The sequence below is a fragment of the Nocardiopsis quinghaiensis genome (genome assembly GCF_008638365.1).
Classification (GTDB): Bacteria; Actinomycetota; Actinomycetes; order Streptosporangiales; family Streptosporangiaceae; genus Nocardiopsis; species Nocardiopsis quinghaiensis.
Genome location: NZ_ML703340.1, coordinates 32,750 through 52,427, shown reverse-complemented (window position 1 = coordinate 52,427; position 19,678 = coordinate 32,750). Strand labels below are relative to the sequence as shown.

Below are 19,678 nucleotides of genomic sequence, written 5' to 3'. Positions count from 1 at the left end.
CCTAGTGTTCCCCCGTGGCCAATCATGTTCGTGAGTTCTTCGGTGGTGTCGGTACCCTCCTGCGCGGTTTCACCCTGCTGCTGCGCAGGCCACGCCTGTTCATGCTCGCCGCCCTGCCCGCGCTGATCACGTCGCTGCTGTTCCTGGCGCTGTTCGTGCTCCTGGTGGTGAACCTGACCGACATCGTCGGCTGGGCGACCCCCTTCGCCGACGGCTGGGACCCCGTGTGGCGGGGACTGGTGCGCGGCGCCCTGTCCGTGGCGGTCCTGGCCGGGTCGTTCCTGCTGATGGTGGTGGCGTTCACGACGGTCACGCTGACCCTGGGCGGACCGGTCTACGACAAGGTCACCGAACTGGTGGAGAAGGAGCTGGGCGACGATCCCGGCGAGCTGGACGAGTCGCTGATGGCGTCGGTGTGGCGGTCGATCCGCCAGTCGCTGGTGATCGTGGCGATGTCCCTGCTCGTGACGGTGGCCGTGTTCGCGATCGGCTTCGTCCCGCTGGCGGGCCAGGTGGTCGGTCCGGTGCTGGCCGCCCTGCTGGGCGGGTGGCTGCTGGCGATCGAGCTGCTGACGAGCGCGTTCGACCGCCGGAGGCTGCTGACCATCCGCGAGCGGCGCCGGCACATGGGAACGCGGCGGATGCGGGTACTGGGCTTCGCGGTGCCGACGTACTTCCTGCTGGCGATCCCGTTCCTCGCGGTCCTGGTGTTCCCCGCCGCCGTCGCGGGCGCGGTGTTCCTCACCCGCGACCTGGTCCCCGCGACCCCGCACCAGCCGGGTCGCGGAGGCGCCGTACCCGGTCCGAACGCCTCCGGCGGACCGGTCCCGGGCGGCCCGGGCGGTCCCCGAGCCTGACCCCCGGAGCCGGCGCGTGCCCGGTGGCCCGGGCCCCGAGGTCGTGCCCGGGCCGCTCCCCACAGGCCTTCACGAGAACACGGATGGCGGGCGGCCGCCCGCCATCGGGCCTGTTCCTACGCTGGGTCCCAGCCCCAGGCGGTTGGTTCGGGCGTCCACGGGGTTCTGGAGGCGTCGGAGGTGAGACTGCGAGGAACGAGCCGTCTCACCGTAGGCGCCGAAGGTTCCCGTTCTCCGGACGCCCGAACACGGGCCAAAGCGAAGCGGAGGCCCAAAGAGAACACGCCTAGCGCAGGCCGGGGGAACGGCGCAGCGCGGAGGAGATCATCCGCTCCACGAGCGTCGCGTAGTCCACACCGGTGGCGCCCCACATCTGCGGGAAGGCCGAGGCCGGGGTGAACCCGGGCATGGTGTTCAGCTCGTTGACGAGGATCTCGCCGCTCTCGGTGTAGAAGAAGTCCACGCGGGCCAGGCCCTCGCAGCCCATCGCCTCGAACACGTCGGCGGCCATCGCGCGCAGCCGCGCCGTGGCCTCCTCCGGGATCCGGGCGGGGATGGTCAGGCTGCTCGTGGACAGGTACTTGGCCTCGAAGTCGTAGAAGTCGAAGCCGTCGGCCACGTGCACCTCGGCCGGGAAGGACACGTCGGGCGTCCCGCCGTCCTCGGACTCCAGAACGCCGCACTCGATCTCGCGGCCCACGACCTGCGCCTCCACCAGCACCTTGGGGTCGTGCTCGCGGGCGGCCTCCACGGCGGCGACCACCGCGTCGGCGTCGGAGGAGTCGCCGACCCTGCTGATGCCCACGCTGCTGCCCGCGCGGGCGGGCTTGACGAACACGGTGGCGCCCAGGGCGGCCACGTCGTCCAGCACGCGCTTGCGCTCGTTGCGCCACTGGCGGTCCGAGATCGGCACGAAGTCGCTGGTGGGGATGCCGTTGCCGCGCAGCATGGCCTTCATGAAGACCTTGTCCATGGCGGCGGAGCTGGAGAAGACGCCGGCGCCCGCGTAGCGCACGCCCATCATCTCGAACAGGCCCTGGATGGTGCCGTCCTCGCCGAACGGCCCGTGCAGCAGGGGCAGCACGACGTCCACGCCGGCCAGCCGCTCGGGGCCCCTGGCCGGGTCGACCACCATCAGCTGGCCCGCCGCGTCGAAGGGCAGGGCCAGGTCGGCGCCGTCCTCGGGCACGGACGGCAGCGCCTTGGTCCCCGCGTCGATGCGCAGGAGCTCCGGGTCGCCCGGGGTCAGTACCCAGTTGCCCGTGCGCGTGATACCGACCGGCACGACCTCGTAGCGGTCGTGGTCGATGACGGACAGCACGCTGCCCGCGGTGACGCAGGAGATCTCGTGTTCGGAACTACGTCCGCCGAAGACGACGGCGACCCGAATCTTGCGCTGCTCGGACGACATGCTGCCTGACCCTATCTCGCCTGTGAATGGAACCGGAACGGGAGGAACCGTCGCGTGTCACCGTGCTCCGCCGAGGGCCGCCAGGGCGTCCTCGACGAGGTCACGGGGGTCCTCCAACCCGATGGAGAACCGCACCGCGCCCGGTGAGATGCCCGCGGCCGCCAGTTCGTCCGCGCTCATGTTGCGGTGGGAGGTGGAGGCGACGTGCCCCGCCAGCGTGTGCGTGCCGCCCAGCGAGGCGGCGATGGTCGCCACCCGCAGACGGTCGGCGAAGGCCATCCCGGCCTCCTTACCGCCGCGCGGGTGCACCGTCACGACCGCGCCGTACCGGCCCTGGTCGAAGAGCTTGTCCGCCAGCACCGCCTGGGGGTGCGATTCCAGGGAGGGGTGGTCGACCCGTTCCACCAGGGGGTGGCCCTCCAGCGCGGCGGCGAAGACCGCGGCGCTCTCGCACTGGCGCTGCACCCGCAGCGGCAGGGTCTCCAGACCCCGGTGCAGCAGGTAGGCCTCGTCGGGAGCCAGGCAGGGGCCCAGGTCCACGCGCGCCGAGCGGATGCGCTCGATCAGGGACGGCGGGGCCACGGCCACGCCGCCGGTGGTGTCGCTGTGGCCGCCGATGTACTTGGTGGCCGAGTGCACGACCACGTCGGCCCCGTGCTCCAGCGGGCGGCACACGGCCGGGGAGGCGAACGTGGAGTCCACGACCAGCGCGGCACCGGCGTCGCGGGCTATCCGGGCCAGGCCGGGCAGGTCGGAGACGGTCATGGCGGGGTTGGACAGCGTCTCGGTGAACACCATCCGTGTGTCGGGCCCCACGGCGGCGCGCACCGCGTCCAGGTCGGTGATGTCCACGAAGTCGGTGCGCACGCCGAACCGGCGCAGCAGTCCGTCCAGCAGCGAGTGGGTGTTCCCGTAGATGGACTGCGACGCCACCACGTGCGCGCCCGCCTCCGTCAGCGCCATGAACACCGTGCTGAGCGCTCCCATGCCCGAGGCGAAGGACTGTCCGCGCACCGGTTCCGGCAGCCCCGCGCCCTCCAGGGCCGCGACCGCGTCGGCGAACGCGTCCACGGTGGGGTTGTCGATGCGGGCGTAGGAGTATCCCTGCCGCGTGCCGGCGAGCACGTCCGCGTACTCCTGGGAGGTGTCGAACGCGTAGGTGGTCGTCCGGTGGACGGGCATGCGCATCGGGCGCTCGGCGGGAACCGGGGCCTGCGGGAGGGAGACCGCTCGGGTGTACTCGTTCCCGGCTCCGGCGCTGTTCCCTGGTGTGTGTGACATCGTGCTCGCTCTCAGACGCCGTAGCGCTCGGGCTTGGCGGTGCGCGCCATGAAGGCCGCGAGCGCCTCGGCCGGGCTCAGGTCGTGGTGCATCATCTTGACGACGGCCTCGGTGATCGGCAGGTCGACCCCGTGGGCCCATCCGAGTTCCAGGACGGACTCGGAGGACTTGACCCCCTCGGCCGTCTGGCTGGTCTCCGCGATGACCTGTTCGAGGGTCTTGCCCGCGCCCAGTTTCTCACCGAAGGTCCGGTTCCGCGACAGCGGCGAGGAACATGTCGCCACGAGGTCACCCATCCCGGCCAGCCCGGACAGGGTGTGCTCGTCGGCGCCCAGGGCCACCGCCAGGCGTGTGGTCTCGGCCAGGCCGCGGGTGATCAGGGAGGCCTTGGTGTTGTCCCCGAAGCCCATGCCCTCGGCCACGCCCACCGCCAGCCCGATCACGTTCTTCATCGCGCCGCCGATCTCCACCCCCACCAGGTCGGTGCTGGTGTAGGGGCGGAAGTAGGGGGCCTTGAAGAAGCCCTGGAGCCGCACGGCCGTCTCCTCGTGCGGGCAGGCGACCACGGCGGTGGCGGGCTGGCGCTCGGCGATCTCCCGGGCCAGGTTGGGGCCCGAGACGACCGCGATGCGCTCCTTCGGGTACTCCAGGACCTCCGCGATGACCTGGCTGACCCGCATGCTGGTACCCAGTTCCACGCCCTTCATCAGGCTGACGACCACCGCGTCCTCGCGTAGGTGGGGGCGCCAGTCCATGAGGTTGGCCCGCAGGGTCTGTGACGGCACCGCCAGCACCACCACGTGGGCCCGTTCCAGTGCCTTGGCTGCGTCGGTGGTGGCGCGCAGCCGGGGGTTCAGCCCGACTCCGGGGAAGTAGTCCGGGTTCTCAGAGGTCTCGTTCACCGCGTCGACGACCGAGGACCGCCGTCCCCACAGGACCACCTCGGCGGTGGGACCGTCCGGGTTCCTCCGCCGGGCCAGGTCGGCCGCGTCCGCGACGATGTTCGCGAACACGGTGCCCCAGGAGCCCGCGCCGAGAACGGCGATCCTCACGTTGTCGGTATCCATCCGCTCCGTCATGCCCCCGCGCTGTTCTTTCCGTTCTCGCCGGCCGGTCCGGACCGGCCGTCGGCCGGTGCCGCTGTGCTGTCGGCCGGTGCCGCGCCGTCGGCGGCCCCACCGGCCTGGTGCTCCGCTCGCCTGGCCTCGGCGGCCTCGGCGCGCGCCCTCTTCAGGTCGTAGGGGACCGCGGGCGGCTCCTCGCCGCGGATCTGCGCCTGCAGGGCCGTGATGTCGGCCATGATCACCTCGGTGGCCTCCTTGAGGACCGACCCGGTCAGCGGCTGGTCCCGGAACCGGGACAGGTCCACCGGCGGACCGGCCCTGAACTCCAGGCGCTTGCGGGGGAACAGGCGGGGCCTCTTGGAGCCGTAGGGCAGGATGTTCTGGTCGCCCCAGTGCGCCACCGGCACGACCGGCACGCCCGCGGTGAGCGCCAGCCGCGCCACACCGGTCTTGGCGGTCATCGGCCACAGGTTCGGGTCCCGGGTACAGGTGCCCTCGGGGTAGAAGATCACCGACGCCTCGTCGCGGGTGAGCGCCAGCTCGGCCTCGTGGAGCGCCTTGACCGCGTCGGTGCTGTTGCGCTTGACGGGAATCTGGCCGGTGCTCCGGGCCACCGCGCTCACCACGGGGATGCGCATGATCGCGTCCTTCATCGTGAAGGTCGGCCAGCGCCGGGCGCCGATGTAGAGGAAGTGGGCCACCGTCAGCGGGTCCACCAGCGACAGGTGGTTGGCGGCGATGATCACCCCGCCCCGGTCCGGGACGTGTTCGGTGCCCTTCCAGTCCGGCTTGGTGACGAACCACAGAACGAACCGGACGACCCGGGAGACGACCGCCTTCACCCACCGCGATTCTCGTTGCTTGGCCACGGGACTCCTCACTCCATCACTCCGGGCCCGTTCGGGCCTCGCAGCACAACCGGTTCAGTCTAGGACGCGTCCGCAGGTGTATGCCCTGCTGTGCGTTGTTCGGGCTGCGTTCGCGCCGCCTGGTGGGACGGGATCCCGGCACGCCCCGGAGCGCCCGCACCGCGCGGACCCCGACCGCCTACCCTCGTCACTGTCATGCCCGTATCGATGTCCCGGGGGAACCGTGACCGGCTTCGGAGAACGGGGCGGTGCGCCGCGCCTCGGGGCGCGCTGGTCCCTGATCGTCCCAGTCAAGCACCTCGACCGCGCCAAGTCGCGGCTGGCCCCGGCCGTGGGGCGCCGCCGCGAGGACCTGGCGCTGGCGATCGCCTGTGACACGGTCGCCGCCGCGCTGCGCTGCTCCGGGGTCTCGGCGGTGTTCGCGGTGACCGACGACCCGCGTGCGGGCGCCGCACTCGCCGATCTGGGCGCGGCGGTGGTCGGCGGCGAGCCCGGCACCGGGCTGAACCCCGCGCTGGCGCACGGAGCGGCGGTCGCACGTCGGCGCCTGCCCGGGTCGGGGGTGTGCGCCCTGTCCGCGGACCTGCCCGCGCTGCGCCCGGAGGAGCTGGAGCGGGTCCTGGCCGCGGCCTCCGGACACGGGAGGTCCTTCCTGCCGGACACGCCCGGGGTGGGCACGACGCTGCTCGCCGCGACGCCCGGACACCCGCTCGCCCCGGCCTTCGAGGGGGCCTCGCGCGCCCGTCACCTGTCCGGGGGCACCCGGGAGCTGGTGGTCCCGGACGTGGCCTCGGTACGGCGCGACGTGGACACCCCCGAGGACCTGCGCGCCGCGGTGGCGCTGGGTGTGGGGCCGAGGACGCTGGCGCTGTGGGAGCTGGTGGGCGGGGGCCTGTGCCCGCAGAACACGCCCTGAGCCCCGTCCGGGGCCGTCTCCGGGGCCGCGCCCCCGGATGCTTCGCCCTGCACGGCGCGACATCGCGCTCTCCCGGCCCGGGGGCGCCCCTCCCCCACCGGGCGGCGGGCGCGGGGGCCGCGGGTGCGCTCCAGGCGCCTGAGGGCGCTTCCGGCGGCCTTGGGCGCCGCCGCGTCCGAAAAAAGTTCCGCCCGGGCCCCTGAGGGACCCGGGCGGACTCGACCCGTCGCTGTGCGGTGGCGGGCTACTTCTTGTCGCCGTTGACCAGGGCCTTGAAGTCAGCGCCAGCGCGGAACTTCGGTACGAAGCTCGCGGGGACGTTGATGGTGGCGCCGGTGGCGGGGTTGCGGGCGGTACGAGCCGCACGCTCGGACTTCTCGAATACTCCAAAGCCCGTGATGGCGACCTTGTCACCCGACGCCACGGTGGTCTGGATGGTTTCGAGCACAGCGTTGACCGCTTCGGTCGCGGTCTTCTTGTCTCCGAGACGATCGGAGATCGCGTCGATCAGGTCACGCTTGTTCATAAGGTTCCTCCGGTTCCCCCTTGCTCGCACGAAATTAGGGGAAACAGAGGTCCTTACACAAATACAAACGCCTGCGGACAAGGCGTGTCGGAGGCTGTCCCCACCTGCGGAGCAGTCACGGAGGAGCTCTGGTCCGGACCGGTGGCACCTTCCACTCCAGTCCCTTTTGACCCCTTCTGTGAACCTCAAATGCCTACGTATAACCGGATTCCGGGCGTTGGACACGCCGAGCTTAAGGACAGAAGACCCGTAAGCGAGCGCTCACTCCAAGTGAAGGTAAAATATTTCTGGGCCGGGGGTGTCCTGCGTCACACAGGACTGGATCCCCGGCCCGGAACCCGATCCGCGCACGCCTTCCGTGTCTACAGGGTCACGGGCAGCCAGGACTTGCGGGTCTCCTCGAAGACTCCGATGTCGTCCGTGTGGCGCAGGGTCAGAGCGATGTCGTCCAGACCCTCCAGCAGCCGCCAGCGGGTGTAGTCGTCCAACTCGAAGGGCTCCCGCACGTTCGCCGCGGGGGAGCGCACCTCGCGCTCGACCAGGTCCACGGTGATCTCGGTCGCGGGGTCGGCCTCCACCGCCTCCCACAGCCGGTCGATGACCTCCTGCGGCAGCAGGACCGTCAGCAGGCCGCCCTTGAGCGAGTTGCCGCGGAAGATGTCGGCGAAGCGCGAGGACAGCACGGTCCTGAAGCCGTGGTCCTGCAGCGCCCACACGGCGTGCTCGCGCGAGGAGCCCGTACCGAAGTCCGGTCCGGCCACCAGTACGGACGCACCCTCGAACTCGGGGCGGTTGAGGACGAAGTCCGGGTCGGACTTGCGCCACTCGGCGAACAGCCCGTCCTCGAAGCCGGTCCGGCTGACCCGCTTGAGGTAGACGGCCGGGATGATCTGGTCGGTGTCGACGTTGCTGGCGCGCAGCGGCACGGCCCGACCGGTGTGGACGTCGAATTTCTCCATGGGAGTCTCCTTACGGGTGCGCGCTACTGGGCGACCAGGTCGGCGGGCGAGGACAGCGTGCCGCGCACCGCGGTGGCGGCGGCGACCTGCGGCGACACCAGGTGGGTGCGTCCGCCGCGGCCCTGGCGGCCCTCGAAGTTGCGGTTGGAGGTGGAGGCGCTGCGCTCTCCGGGCTTGAGCTGGTCGGGGTTCATGCCCAGGCACATCGAGCAGCCCGCCTCGCGCCACTCGGCCCCGGCCTCCTCGAAGACCTTGCCCAGGCCCTCCTCGTTGGCCTGCTCCTTGACCCGCATGGAGCCCGGGACGACGAGCATGCGCACGCCCTCGGCGACCCTGCGGCCTCGGATGATCTCGGCGGCGGTCCGCAGGTCCTCGATACGGCCGTTGGTGCACGAGCCGAGGAAGACGGTGTCCACCCTCACCTCGCGCATCGGCGTCCCGGCCTCGAGGTCCATGTAGGCCAGGGACTTCTCGGCGGCGGCGCGGGCGGAGGGGTCCTCGAAGGAGGCGGGGTCGGGCACGGAGCCGTCCAGCGACACGCCCTGGCCGGGGTTGGTGCCCCAGGTGACGAACGGGCTGAGCTCGTCGGCGTCCAGGACGACCTCGGCGTCGAAGACCGCGTCCTCGTCCGTACGCAGGCTCTTCCAGTGCTCGACGGCGGCGTCGAAGTCCGCGCCCTTGGGAGCGTGGGGACGGCCCTCGATGTAGTCGAACGTGGTCTGGTCCGGCGCGATCATGCCGGCCCGGGCGCCCGCCTCGATGGACATGTTGCACACCGTCATGCGGGCTTCCATGGACAGGGCCTCGATGGCCTCGCCCCGGTACTCGATGACGTAGCCCTGGCCGCCGCCGGTGCCGATCTTGGCGATGACCGCGAGGATGACATCCTTGGCCGAGACACCCGGCTTGAGCGTCCCGTCGACGGTGACGGACATGGTCTTGAAGGGGGCCATCGTCAGGGTCTGGGTGGCCAGGACGTGCTCGACCTGGCTGGTGCCGATACCGAAGGCCAGAGCGCCGAACGCCCCGTGGGTGCTGGTGTGGCTGTCACCGCAGACGACGGTCATACCGGGCTGGGTCAGGCCCAGCTGGGGGCCGACCACGTGTACGACGCCCTGGTCGATGTCGCCCATCGGGTGCAGGCGCACACCGAAGTCGGAGCAGTTCTTGCGCAGCGTCTCGACCTGTTTGCGGGAGACGGGGTCGGCGATGGGGGCGAGCAGGTCCTGGGTGGGGACGTTGTGGTCCTCGGTGGCGATGGTCAGGTCCGGACGGCGCACGGACCTGCCCGCCAGGCGCAGGCCCTCGAAGGCCTGGGGACTGGTCACCTCGTGGACGAGGTGAAGGTCGATGTAGAGCAGGTCCGGCTCGCCGTCGGCACGTCGGACGACGTGCTCCTCCCAGACCTTCTCGGCCATCGTGCGTGCCATGGGCGGTCGCCTCTCTCGTGTCATCTCGGGCGCGTCTCGTGTGGTGCCCCGCGCGGACTGCGGCTCGACTTGCATTCCATATTTCGAGACGGCAATATCAAGCCATGGACAACTCTAGCTCATCCAGCGGCGTCGGTGTCCTGGACAAGACAATGTCCGTTCTCGACGCCCTGGAGTCGGGACCGGCGTCCCTGGCCCAGTTGGTACAGATCACCGGTCTGGCCCGGCCGACGGCCCACCGCCTGGCCGTGGCGCTCGAACGGCACCGCATGGTCACCCGCGACAGCCAGGGCCGCTTCGTCCTGGGTCCGCGTCTGGGCGAGCTCTCCATCGCCACCGGCGAGGACCGGCTGCTGGCCGTGGCCTCCCCCGTCCTGGTGCAGCTGCGGGACCTGACCGGGGAGAGCGCCCAGCTCTACCGCCGCCAGGGCGACCTGAGGGTGTGCGTGGCCGCGTCCGAGCGCAGCAGCGGCCTGCGCGACACGGTGCCGGTCGGCAGCGAGCTGCCCATGAACGCCGGTTCGGCCGCCCAGGTGCTGCTCGCCTGGGAGGACTCCGACCGGATCCGCCGCTCCCTCGTGGGGGCCCGCTTCACCGCGGCCAGCCTGGCCCAGGTGCGCCGCCGGCGGTGGGCCCAGAGCGTGGCAGAGCGCGAGCAGGGCGTGGCGTCGGTGTCGGCGCCGGTGTCCGGCCCCGGCGGGCGCGTGATCGCCGCCGTGTCGGTGTCCGGACCGATCGAGCGGCTGACCCGCTCCCCGGGGCGCATCCACTCACAGGCTGTGCTGTCGGCGGCGGAGAAGATCAGCGAGTCCCTGCACACCTACGAGGGCGCCCGCTGAGGACCGGCGCGGCGTCCGGCGGGCCTCGGTCACGCGCCCGTGGAGCGTGGGCGCGTGTCCGGCCGGTCAGGCGCCGACCAGGTCCATCGGCGACCTCGCCGCGATCGTCACCGTCCTCGCCGTCCCGCCCTCCGACGCGATGGTGAACCCGCGCTCGGGCGACAGGGCGATCATCCCCAGCCAGTCGCGCACGGTCATCCCGGGCACCAGCTCGGTGGTCTCCCCGTCCGCGTCCTCGCCGCTCTCCATGACGAAGGCGTGGATCCGCTTGCCGTTCACCGTGGCGAGCACCACCGGATGCGGGAAGGAGTCCAGCCGGCGGAACACGTCGACGGCCTCGTTCCTCGGCGAGCACACGAGGACCGTGTAGTTTCCGCGCTCGTCGCGCACCTGCGGGTTGCCCACCAGGTAACGGACGAACCGCTGGTTCGTGCGCGCGTGCTCGGCCAGCCGACCGGCCAGGCGCCGCACGTCCTCCCTCACCCGGTCGAACACCAGGTTCAGCCGCACCGGCCTGAGGTTCTTCAGGCTCCAGTCGATCTCCGTCATCTCGTCCCGCGAGGGCCAGTTCAGCCCGTCGTCGAGACCGATCTCCCGCAGCCACTCGTCGACCTCGGACCACAGCCAGACCAGCGAGCGCCCCACGACCGCCTCGGGGCGTGGGAAGGGGGCTCCGTCATGCCTTTGCCCACGGACCCACTGGTCGACGTTCTGGCGGGTGCGCCCGGTCAGCTCGGCGATGTCGGAGACGCCGACGAGATCCCGGTGGAGCCGCACGAACCTCATCGCCGGGACGATCCTGTGGACGCTCTTCACCACGGACTGGGCGGCCGCCACGGCGTTCTCACCCTCGCCGGAGACGGACATCCTCAGGACCCCGTGGAAAGAGGAGACCAGTGCGCCGAGTTCCTCGCCGAGGGTCTCGATCTCGTCATGGTCGTCCAGGCTGAACCCGTCCACGACGAAGATGAACTCGTACTCGGTCACAGACCGCCCTCCTTCCGCCGCGCTGACCGCGCGGCCCCGGACATGAGTGTCCCCAAACCGGGTGCGCCCAGGATCGCATCCGGTGTTGACATACGTCAACGCGCTCGGCCCCACCCTTCGTGGGCGTCCCGACGAGCCGGGCTGTGGGCGCCCCGCCAGACCGCGGTCCGGCCGGACCGGGCTCCGCCTACCGGCGCGCGTCACCCGGGCGCCGGCGCGGATCGTCCTCGGGCAGCGGACAGGACCGCGCCTGCCACCGGATACGGTGTGCGGCCTGCTCCCCGCTCTTCGGAGTCCCGGGGACCGGGATGGTCAGACACCCGCAGCCGCAGTACAACCGCCCCCAGTGCCCTTCCTTGTGGAGCTTCCACCCGGCCTGACGCAGTTCCTTGAGCACCTTGCGGATCACCTTGTCGGGATGGTCCGCGGGGCTGACCTCCTTGCCCGTCACACGCACGCTCCCCACAGGAGACGGGCGCAGGGCCAAAAACCGGTGTCCGGCACAGCTGAACCCACTCTCCAGACGTTCTGACGGGACGGGAGTCCGGGGCATCGTCCTCATCAGCATTCCAGAAGGCCGCTCGCTCCACCAAGGGGCCGTCCGGATGCGGGCGGCCCGGACACTCGGGGCACGGGCGCCAGGAGCAGGACCGGAGGCGGGAAACACAAAAAGGCCCCATCCCGAAGGATGGAGCCCCACTGGTACCCCCGAGCGGATTCGAACCGCCGTTACCGCCTTGAGAGGGCGGCGTCCTAGGCCACTAGACGACGGGGGCCGGACTGGTCTGAGCGGAACGCGGTCACACACCCGCTCGAACCGGACGCCGGTGACGCACACCGGCCAGAAAGAAAGCCCCCACGTGAGTGGGAGCTTCTCCCTGTACGTACCCCCGAGCGGATTCGAACCGCCGTTACCGCCTTGAGAGGGCGGCGTCCTAGGCCACTAGACGACGGGGGCGCATGTTCGGGCCTTCCGGCCCGTGCCGTCCGCGGATTCCCGCGAACCTGCGCTGGGCTACCAGGACTCGAACCTAGACTAACTGAACCAGAATCAGTCGTGCTGCCGATTACACCATAGCCCAATGCTTCGGGAGGACCTGGTAGCTCTTCGCTGCCCTGTCCCCCTCGGCGACGTGGATAACTCTAGCGGAGATTCCGAGTGGTCGCGAACCGAAATCGGGGTGGCCGGCCTGTGGTGCCGACCACCCCCTGCGGGCTCAGGCTCCGGCGGTGTCCTCCTCCGGGCCCAGCTTCTCCAGGGCCGCCGCCAGCCGCGCCTGGACGCGCTCACGTCCGAGCAGCTCCAGCGACTCGAACAGCGGCAGACCGACGGTGCGGCCGGTGACCGCGACGCGTACGGGGGCCTGCGCCTTGCCCAGCTTCAGGCCCAGCGACGCGCCGGCCTCCTCGGTACTGGCCTTGAGCGCCTCGGCGGTCCAGGACAGCTCGGGATCGGCGAAGCGGGCCAGGGCGGCCTGCAGCATCTCCCCGCCCACGCCCGGCTTCATCGCCTTGGACCAGCTCTTCTCGTCCTCCACGGGCTCCTTCAGGAACAGGAAGTCCACGTTCGGCACGATCTCGCCGAGCACCGCCACGCGGCTCTGCGCGAGCGGGGCGACGGCGGCGAAGACCTCCGGGTCGTAGTCGGCCGGGTCCCACGGGGCGGCGTCGCCGGTCAGCCACGGCTGGCAGCGCTCGACGAACTCCTCGACGGTGAGCGCACGGATGTACTCGCCGTTGAAGGCACGCAGCTTCTTCTCGTCGAAGAAGGCGCTGGAGCTGTTGACGTCCTCGACGCGAAAGAGCGGCTGCATCTGCGACCAGGGCATGATCTCGCGGTCGTCGCCCGGTGCCCAACCCAGCAGCATGAGGTAGTTGACCATCGCCTCGGACAGGTAGCCCTCCTCCTGGTAGGACTCCAGGGCGACCTTGTCGCGGCGCTTGGACAGCTTCTTGCGCTGCTCGTTGACGATGACCGGAAGGTGCGCCCACACCGGCGGGGTCAGGCCCAGCGCCTCCCACAGCAGCTGCTGCTTGGGGGTGTTGGACAGGTGCTCCTCGCCACGGACGACGTGGGTGATGCGCATCTCGACGTCGTCGACGACGTTGGCCAGGACGAACAGCGGCGAACCGTCGGCGCGGGCGATCACGAAGTCCTCGATGGAGGAGTGGTCGAACTCCACCTGGCCGCGGATCCGGTCGTCCACGACCGTGGGGCCGCCGTCGGGCACGCGGAAGCGCAGCGCCCGGCCCGGGCCGGGCGCCAGGTTGCGGTCGCGGCAGAACCCGTCATAGCCCAGGTTGGGGTTGTCGCGCCGCTCCTGCACCTGCTCGCGGGTGCAGTCGCAGTAGTAGGCGCGGCCGTTCTTGTACAGCTTCTGCGCGGTCTCTCGGTGCTTGTCGGCGTAGTCCGACTGGAAGTAGGGCCCCTCGAAGTGCGGGTCGTCCTCGCCGATGCCGAGCCAGGCCAGCGCGCGGACGATGCCCTCGGTCCACTCGGGGCGGTTGCGGGCGGCGTCGGTGTCCTCGACGCGCAGCACCATGCGGCCCTCGGGCCGCTGCTGTGCCAGCGCCCAGTTGAAGAGGGCGGAACGTGCGCCGCCGACGTGGAACATGCCCGTGGGGGACGGGGCGAAGCGGGTACGAATCGAAGTCTCAGTCACGCGCCCCAGGGTATCCGCGGTGCGCGGGGACCCGTGGGAATCCGCTGCTCCCCGCCCGTCCCCGTCCCGCTCACCCCTCGGTGGCCCCCGCCGGAGCCGAGGGCAGGGGCAGGGGCCGGGGATAGGCCTCACCGAACCCGTACGCGTCGGCCAGGGCGTCGGCGAACGCGGCGGCGATCTTGACCTCTCCTCCCGCGTTGGGGTGGGTGCCGTCGTAGGTGTCGCCGGACACGTCCCAGCCCTCCTTGCCCGCGATGTCCAGGCTGGTCACCGGCGACTCCTCCGTGGACATGTCGGCGGCGACCTCGCGGACCAGCATGTTGTAGGCGTACAGACGCAGGCCGAAGCCCTCGTCGGAGTCGGCGAGGGCGATGGGCAGGGCCTCGGCCAGCACCACGCGCAGGTTCGGGTCGCCCTTGCGGGCCGACTCCACGTAGCCGCGCAGGCGGTACTCCATCTCGTCCATGCTGACCGGCCACAGCAGGTCGTTCACACCGAGCATGGCGCACAGCACGTCGGGCTCGTGGACACGGACCTCCTCCTGGATGGAGGCGGCGGCGTCGCGCAGGGTGCGCCCCCACAGGGCGTTGTGCTGCTGGTCGAAGTCGGGGTCGCGGTACTCGGCGGTGTCCGGGTCACCGCCCGCGCCGGGCCAGACGACGTCCTCCGGCTCCCCCGTCGGCACCGGCCCTCCGGCCGACGGGCCGGCCGCGCCGTCCTCCCGGTAGTCCTCGGCGGGGTCCCGGGAGGGGCTCGGCACCTCCTCGTCCCCGGTGGTGGGCACCGGGAGGATCATGTTCCGCGTGGCGGGATCGGTGTAGGGGCCGACGAAGTCCAGCCCCTCCACCCGCGGGAAGAGGTGGGTCCACAGGTGGTAGCGCCAGGTCCGGTCACCGTTGGCGCCCTGGGTCATCGAGTCGCCCGCCAACATGACGCGGCGCGGTTCGCTCACGGGTGCCTCCGCTTCCGTTTCGGGGCCGCCGTCAGCGCGCACGGCCGTCCAGTAGACGGATCCCGCGGCCACGAGCACGAGGACGAGCGCACCGGTGAACGCGAGGAAGCCGGTGCGGCGTCGTCGGGGGATGGTCACGTACTTCCTTCCGCTCTCTTCCGCTCTCTCGCGGGACCGGCGGCGCCGGGCACCGGCGGTCCCGCGGTCGTCCGGGCGCGGTCCTCCACCGCGCCCGGATCCGGGTTCAGTCCCGGGCGACCACCCTGTTGCTGATGGTGCCCAACCGCTCCACCGTCACCGAGACCTCCTGTCCGACCTCGACCGGCCCCACGCCGGCGGGCGTGCCGGTGAGGACCATGTCGCCCGGAAGCAGCGTCATGAAGGAGGAGACGTGGGCGATGATGTCCGGGATGTCATGGATGAACTGTGACGTTCGTCCTTCCTGCCGGATCTGGCCGTCCACGGTGGTGGTGATGGCCAGGTCCTGTGCCTCCTCGATACTCATACCCGTGGTGATCCAGGGACCGATGGGACAGAAGGAGTCGAAGCCCTTGGCCCGTGTCCACTGCTTGTCCTTCTTCTGCAGGTCGCGGGCGGTGACGTCGTTGGCCACGGTGTAGCCGAGGATGACGTCCTTGACCCGATCACGCGGCACCTCCCGGCAGGGCCGGGCGATGACGATGGCGAGTTCGCCCTCGTAGTCGACCCGCTCGGAGATCTCGGGGTGGAAGATCGGGTCGTGGGGTCCGGTCACGGCGGTGGAGGGCTTGAGGAAGACCACGGGCTCGTCGGTGGACTCCCCCGTGATGTCCCTCATCTCCGCGACGTGGTCGGCGTAGTTCTTGCCGACACAGACCACCTTGGTGGGCAGTACCGGCGACAGCAGGCGGATGTCGGAGAGCTTCGCCCGCTCGCCGGTCGGCTTGATGTCGCCGAGGAGGGGGTGTCCGCTCAGCCGCGCGACGAACTCCTCCCCGCTGTCCGAATCGGTCTGAACCAGGCCGAACCCGACCTCGTCACCGGCCGCGAACCGTGCGATGCGCACCTGATGCCTCCCAGCAGCCCTGTTGTCTCGCTTGCGGTTGAAGGGTATCGGCGCGGCGGGTGCCAACGGTGCCGGACGGGGCGCGTGGAGACCCGACGAGGGCGGCTCGGGACACGCGAGAAACATCCCATGAGCACGCGGGCACTCTTGAATACCCTGATGTGGCACAAGGCGGCGAAAGCCCTGCCACACCTGGCTTTCCTGGACACTGCCTTGGTCTTTCCTTGGGACGGACTCTGGCATGCTGGGTCCGTCATCCGCTGCTGAGGGGTTGATCCTCGTGCCCACGTCCACTCCGCCCACGGGCCGGCCCCGTGCCCGGCACCGTCGACACCGCCGGTACCCGATGGGACTGGCGCTGGGACTGTGCCTGGTCTCCGGGGCCTCCGCCGTGCTCATGGTCAGCGTGCCCGAGCCTCCGGCCGGTCCCGACGACCCCGCCGAGACCTCGGCCTCCGCTCCCGTCGGAGACGGCGTTCCCGACAGCTCCGACGACCGGCGCACGCAACAGTCGGCGGAGAGCACCGCCTCCCCCGCCCCGGAGGAGGACTCCGAGGAGGAGGCCGAGCCCCCGGTCCTGCTCCGCTCGGTGGAGGAGGAGGTCGACAGCGCCGACGGCGATCTCAGCGTCATGGAGGGTGAGAGCGAGGTCATGGGCGAGGGACCGCTGACGACCTTCGCCGTGGAGGTCGAGGACGGTCTGCCCGGCGAGGCCGAGGACTTCGTGGCCTCCGTGGAGAAGGTCCTGGGCGACCCGCGCAGCTGGCGCGACGACGCCGAGCGCTCCATGCAGCGGGTGGACGACGAGGACGCCGACATCCGCGTGCTCCTGGCCGCCCCCGACACCGTGGACCGGATGTGCGCCCCGCTGAACACCAACGGATACGTGTCCTGCGCCAACGGCAACCGGGCCATCATCAACCAGAACCGCTGGGTGGCGGGCGTCCCCCACTTCGAGGAGGACCTGAGGACCTACCGGATCTACCTGATCAACCACGAGGTGGGCCACACCCTGGGCCGCGGCCACGTGAACTGCCCCGGGGAGGGCGAACTGGCCCCGGTGATGCAGCAGCAGACCCTGGACCTGCAGGGCTGTGAGCGCAACGGCTGGGTCAACCCGGAGAACGATTCCGAGGACTGACGCCCCCGGGAACCGGGATCCCGCCGGGGCCGGCCCCGGCGCTCGCGGCCTCCTCGCCGCACGAGGGTGGGTGTCGCCACCTCGGGTAGCGGCCCGGGAACGAGTGGCCCCGCCCGCCGCGGAGCCTGCGCGGGCCCCGCGGCGGGGGCCCGCCCGGCCCTCAGCTCTGCGGATAGCCCTGCCGGAGCAGCCCGTAGGTGACGGCCTGTTCGAGCGCGACCCACGACGCGTCGATGACGTTGGGGCCCACACCGACCGTGGTCCACTCCCCCGTCCCGTCGCCGAAGGTGATGAGGATGCGGGTGATCGCGTTGGTACCGGAGGTGCCCTCCAGGATGCGGACCTTGTAGTCCGTCAGCTCCAACCCGGCCAGCGCGGTGTAGACCCCCTCCATGGAGTTGCGCAGTGCCCGGTCCAGCGCGTTCACCGGGCCGTTGCCCTCCGCGGTGGCGATCACGCGCTCGCCCTTGACCCGCAGTTTGATGGTGGCCTCGGTGACGCTCTCGTAGTCGCTGGACAGGGGACTGGCGCCGCTCCGGGGACGGCGTTCGGTGATGACCCGCCAGGACTCGGTGTCGAAGTAGCGGACCGGCTGCCCCAGCTCCTCGCGCAGCAGCAGCTCCAGCGAGGCGTCGGCGGCCTCGAAGCTGTAGCCGGACAGTTCCAGGCCCTTGACCCGCTCCACGACCCGGCCCGACAGGGCCCGGTCGCCGGACAGGTCCAGGCCCAGCTCCTGGGCCTTGAGCTCGATGGAGGCGCGGCCGGCCATGTCCGAGACGAGCATGCGCATGGTGTTGCCGACCAGCCCGGGGTCGGTGTGCTGGTACAGGTCGGGGTCGACCTTGATGGCCGAGGCGTGCAGCCCGGCCTTGTGGGCGAAGGCCGACACCCCCACGTAGGGCTGGTGGGTGTCGGGGGCGAGGTTGACGATCTCGGCGATGGCGGTGGCCACACGGGTCATCTCGGCCAGGCAGCCCTCGGGCAGGACCTCCTGGCCGCGCTTGAGGGTGAGCGCGCCGACCACGGAGAACAGGTTGGCGTTGCCCACCCGCTCGCCGTACCCGTTGGCGGTGCACTGCACGTGGGTGGCGCCCGCGTCGACGGCGGCGAGGGTGTTGGCGACGGCGCAGCCGGTGTCGTCCTGGGCGTGGATGCCCAGGCGCGCGCCGGTGGCCTCGCGGACCTCGGTGACGACGCGTGTGATGTCGGTGGGGAGCATGCCGCCGTTGGTGTCGCACAGGACGACGACGTCGGCCCCGGCCCCGGCGGCGGCGCGGACCACGTCGAGCGCGTGGTCGGGGTTGTGGTGGTATCCGTCGAAGAAGTGCTCGCAGTCCACGAACACGCGCTGGCCGTGTTCGCACAGGTGGGACACCGTGTCGGCGATCATGGCGAGGTTCTCGTCGAGGGTCGTGCGCAGTGCGCGCTCGACGTGCCGGTCGTCACTCTTGGCGACAAGAGTGACGACCGATGCGCCGCTGTCGCGCAGGGCGGCCACCTGTGGGTCGTCGGCGGCCCTCACACCGGCACGGCGGGTCGCGCCGAACGCGGTGAGTCGCGCGTGTTCCAGCGTCAGCTCTCGTGAAGCGCGCTGGAAGAACTCGGTGTCCTTGGGGTTCGACCCCGGCCACCCTCCCTCGATGAACGCCACCCCGAACTCGTCCAGCAGCGTCGCGATGGCCAGCTTGTCGGAGACCCGCAGGTTGATCCCCTCGCGCTGGGCCCCGTCGCGCAGCGTGGTGTCGAAGACGTGGAAACTGTCGTCCCTCATGGGCGGAACTCCCGAAGGTGGATGCTGTGGTGTGGCCGACCGGATCCCGCCAACAAAAAAGACCCCTCGTGGACACGAGAGGTCAGCGCGCTGGCGAGGTCCGATGGTCAGCCAGCGCGCCTCACGATAATGAGAACCTGAGACGGCATGAAGTCAGTGTGCCACACGGTGTCGGAGTTTCCGGTGCTCAACGGCCAATTGTCCCAGCATTCGAGATACGAATTCCTCACACCGGACATAACCGGTGCCCTGCCAGGCACTTTCCGGAAGCTCCCGCCCGCCCCTCGCGGACGAGCCGGGAAGCGTGGACCGTCAGTCGCCGCAGTGACCGCCAGGGCGCTCCGGGACATCCTACGGAGGGGATCCGACCGTTTCCGGTTCGACCTCCGCCTCCACGGACTCGCGTTCGGCGTCGATGTCCTCCTGGTCCACCAGGGGCTCCATCGGCGGGCGCGGCTGTGGGCTGTTCAGGAGCTCCTCCAGGATCTTCCCGCGCGGGTCCGCACCGCTCCCGGGAGCGGTCCCGCCCGAAGTCCCGCCGGCGGTCCCCTCCGTGCCCGGGTCGACCGCTGCGGCCGAGCCGCCGGAGCCTCCCACGGCCTCAGCCTCCTCCGGCGTCTCCGCCTCCTCAGCGGGTCCGGGCAGCAGCGACACAGTGCGCCGTTCGGATTCCGTCGGCTCGCCGGCACCGGGGTCCGCGGAGTCCGAGGGCGCGACGGGCCCGGAGGACGGCAGCGCGGAGACGACCTCCATGGTGCCGTAGACGAAGCCTCCGACCACCAGGCCGACCCCGGCGGCCAGAGCACAGCGCGCGGGCCAGGGCATGGACATGGGCACGGGCACTCCTGGGAGACGGGGGAAGGGGAGAGGAACAGGGCGGGCCGCCCGGACGGGGTCCGGGCGGCCCGCCGGATCACCCGAGAACCAGGTGGTCCAGCCCGTCTTGGGGGTGCGCCGACCCCGCGGC

18 protein-coding genes and 3 tRNA genes are annotated in these 19,678 nt (G+C 71.0%); 4 read left to right on the top strand and 17 right to left on the bottom strand.

The window, feature by feature from the left end; genetic code table 11:
- Positions 1 to 14 precede the first annotated feature (14 nt).
- Positions 15 to 857, top strand: a complete 843-nt coding sequence (locus FYX01_RS03395) for an EI24 domain-containing protein (protein ID WP_150237412.1) — start codon at positions 15 to 17, stop codon at positions 855 to 857.
- 286 nt (positions 858 to 1,143) lie between these two features.
- Here the strand turns inward: FYX01_RS03395 and FYX01_RS03390 are convergent, their stop codons facing one another.
- Genes FYX01_RS03390 through FYX01_RS03375 form a run of 4 tightly spaced genes read right to left on the bottom strand, consistent with a single transcriptional unit; the run spans position 1,144 to position 5,482 of the window.
- Positions 1,144 to 2,268, bottom strand: coding sequence for a D-alanine--D-alanine ligase family protein (locus tag FYX01_RS03390; protein ID WP_150237410.1), 1,125 nt, complete (start codon positions 2,266 to 2,268; stop codon positions 1,144 to 1,146).
- A 57-nt stretch (positions 2,269 to 2,325) separates the two neighbouring features.
- The gene (locus FYX01_RS03385) at positions 2,326 to 3,549 is read right to left on the bottom strand and encodes a trans-sulfuration enzyme family protein (RefSeq protein WP_150237409.1); all 1,224 of its coding nucleotides are present in this window, start codon (positions 3,547 to 3,549) and stop codon (positions 2,326 to 2,328) included.
- An 11-nt stretch (positions 3,550 to 3,560) separates the two neighbouring features.
- Positions 3,561 to 4,616, bottom strand: coding sequence for an NAD(P)H-dependent glycerol-3-phosphate dehydrogenase (locus FYX01_RS03380; RefSeq protein WP_150237407.1), 1,056 nt, complete (start codon positions 4,614 to 4,616; stop codon positions 3,561 to 3,563).
- Positions 4,617 to 4,624: 8 nt separating this feature from the next.
- The gene (locus FYX01_RS03375; protein ID WP_150237405.1) at positions 4,625 to 5,482 is read right to left on the bottom strand and encodes a lysophospholipid acyltransferase family protein; all 858 of its coding nucleotides are present in this window, start codon (positions 5,480 to 5,482) and stop codon (positions 4,625 to 4,627) included.
- 223 nt (positions 5,483 to 5,705) lie between these two features.
- On the opposite strand from FYX01_RS03375, the gene cofC reads away from it, so the two are divergent.
- Positions 5,706 to 6,398: a 2-phospho-L-lactate guanylyltransferase gene (cofC, locus tag FYX01_RS03370; protein ID WP_150237403.1), complete on the top strand. Its 693-nt coding sequence runs from the start codon at positions 5,706 to 5,708 to the stop codon at positions 6,396 to 6,398.
- Between the two features lie 244 nt (positions 6,399 to 6,642).
- On the opposite strand, the gene FYX01_RS03365 is transcribed toward cofC, so the two are convergent.
- The 3 genes from FYX01_RS03365 to leuC form a co-directional block, all read right to left on the bottom strand.
- Positions 6,643 to 6,924 (bottom strand): HU family DNA-binding protein, encoded by a 282-nt coding sequence (locus tag FYX01_RS03365; protein ID WP_017576946.1) that lies wholly within the window; start codon positions 6,922 to 6,924, stop codon positions 6,643 to 6,645.
- Between the two features lie 362 nt (positions 6,925 to 7,286).
- Positions 7,287 to 7,883 carry a 3-isopropylmalate dehydratase small subunit gene (leuD, locus tag FYX01_RS03360; RefSeq protein WP_150237401.1) on the bottom strand — a complete coding sequence of 199 codons (597 nt, stop codon included), beginning with the start codon at positions 7,881 to 7,883 and terminating at the stop codon, positions 7,287 to 7,289.
- A gap of 23 nt (positions 7,884 to 7,906) precedes the next feature.
- Positions 7,907 to 9,313: a 3-isopropylmalate dehydratase large subunit gene (gene leuC / locus FYX01_RS03355; protein WP_150237399.1), complete on the bottom strand. Its 1,407-nt coding sequence runs from the start codon at positions 9,311 to 9,313 to the stop codon at positions 7,907 to 7,909.
- A 152-nt stretch (positions 9,314 to 9,465) separates the two neighbouring features.
- Between leuC and FYX01_RS03350 the strand changes: the two genes are divergently transcribed.
- Entirely contained in the window at positions 9,466 to 10,152 is a 687-nt protein-coding gene (locus tag FYX01_RS03350) for an IclR family transcriptional regulator (protein ID WP_150237537.1), read from the top strand.
- Between the two features lie 66 nt (positions 10,153 to 10,218).
- On the opposite strand, the gene FYX01_RS03345 is transcribed toward FYX01_RS03350, so the two are convergent.
- The 8 genes from FYX01_RS03345 to FYX01_RS03310 all read right to left on the bottom strand — a co-directional run bounded on the left by FYX01_RS03345 (position 10,219) and on the right by FYX01_RS03310 (position 15,799).
- Entirely contained in the window at positions 10,219 to 11,139 is a 921-nt protein-coding gene (locus FYX01_RS03345) for a helix-turn-helix transcriptional regulator (protein ID WP_150237397.1), read from the bottom strand.
- Between the two features lie 187 nt (positions 11,140 to 11,326).
- Positions 11,327 to 11,590 (bottom strand): hypothetical protein, encoded by a 264-nt coding sequence (locus tag FYX01_RS03340; protein WP_150237395.1) that lies wholly within the window; start codon positions 11,588 to 11,590, stop codon positions 11,327 to 11,329.
- A gap of 249 nt (positions 11,591 to 11,839) precedes the next feature.
- A tRNA-Glu gene (locus tag FYX01_RS03335) sits at positions 11,840 to 11,915 on the bottom strand.
- Positions 11,916 to 12,024: 109 nt separating this feature from the next.
- A tRNA-Glu gene (locus FYX01_RS03330) sits at positions 12,025 to 12,097 on the bottom strand.
- Positions 12,098 to 12,149: 52 nt separating this feature from the next.
- Positions 12,150 to 12,221, bottom strand: a tRNA-Gln gene (locus FYX01_RS03325).
- 135 nt (positions 12,222 to 12,356) lie between these two features.
- On the bottom strand, positions 12,357 to 13,802 hold the full coding sequence (gene gltX, locus FYX01_RS03320; RefSeq protein ID WP_150237393.1) for a glutamate--tRNA ligase: 1,446 nt from the start codon (positions 13,800 to 13,802) through the stop codon (positions 12,357 to 12,359).
- Between the two features lie 70 nt (positions 13,803 to 13,872).
- Positions 13,873 to 14,892, bottom strand: a complete 1,020-nt coding sequence (locus tag FYX01_RS03315) for a GDSL-type esterase/lipase family protein (protein WP_150237390.1) — start codon at positions 14,890 to 14,892, stop codon at positions 13,873 to 13,875.
- A gap of 106 nt (positions 14,893 to 14,998) precedes the next feature.
- Complete coding sequence (locus FYX01_RS03310; RefSeq protein WP_150237388.1) at positions 14,999 to 15,799, bottom strand: fumarylacetoacetate hydrolase family protein; 801 nt, start codon at positions 15,797 to 15,799, stop codon at positions 14,999 to 15,001.
- Positions 15,800 to 16,145: 346 nt separating this feature from the next.
- Between FYX01_RS03310 and FYX01_RS03305 the strand changes: the two genes are divergently transcribed.
- Entirely contained in the window at positions 16,146 to 16,940 is a 795-nt protein-coding gene (locus tag FYX01_RS03305; RefSeq protein ID WP_150237386.1) for a DUF3152 domain-containing protein, read from the top strand.
- Between the two features lie 160 nt (positions 16,941 to 17,100).
- Here the strand turns inward: FYX01_RS03305 and cimA are convergent, their stop codons facing one another.
- Both cimA and FYX01_RS03295 read right to left on the bottom strand, forming a co-directional pair.
- Positions 17,101 to 18,711: a citramalate synthase gene (gene cimA / locus FYX01_RS03300; protein ID WP_150237384.1), complete on the bottom strand. Its 1,611-nt coding sequence runs from the start codon at positions 18,709 to 18,711 to the stop codon at positions 17,101 to 17,103.
- Between the two features lie 351 nt (positions 18,712 to 19,062).
- Positions 19,063 to 19,542 (bottom strand): hypothetical protein, encoded by a 480-nt coding sequence (locus tag FYX01_RS03295; RefSeq protein WP_150237382.1) that lies wholly within the window; start codon positions 19,540 to 19,542, stop codon positions 19,063 to 19,065.
- Between the last annotated feature and the right edge of the window lie 136 nt (positions 19,543 to 19,678).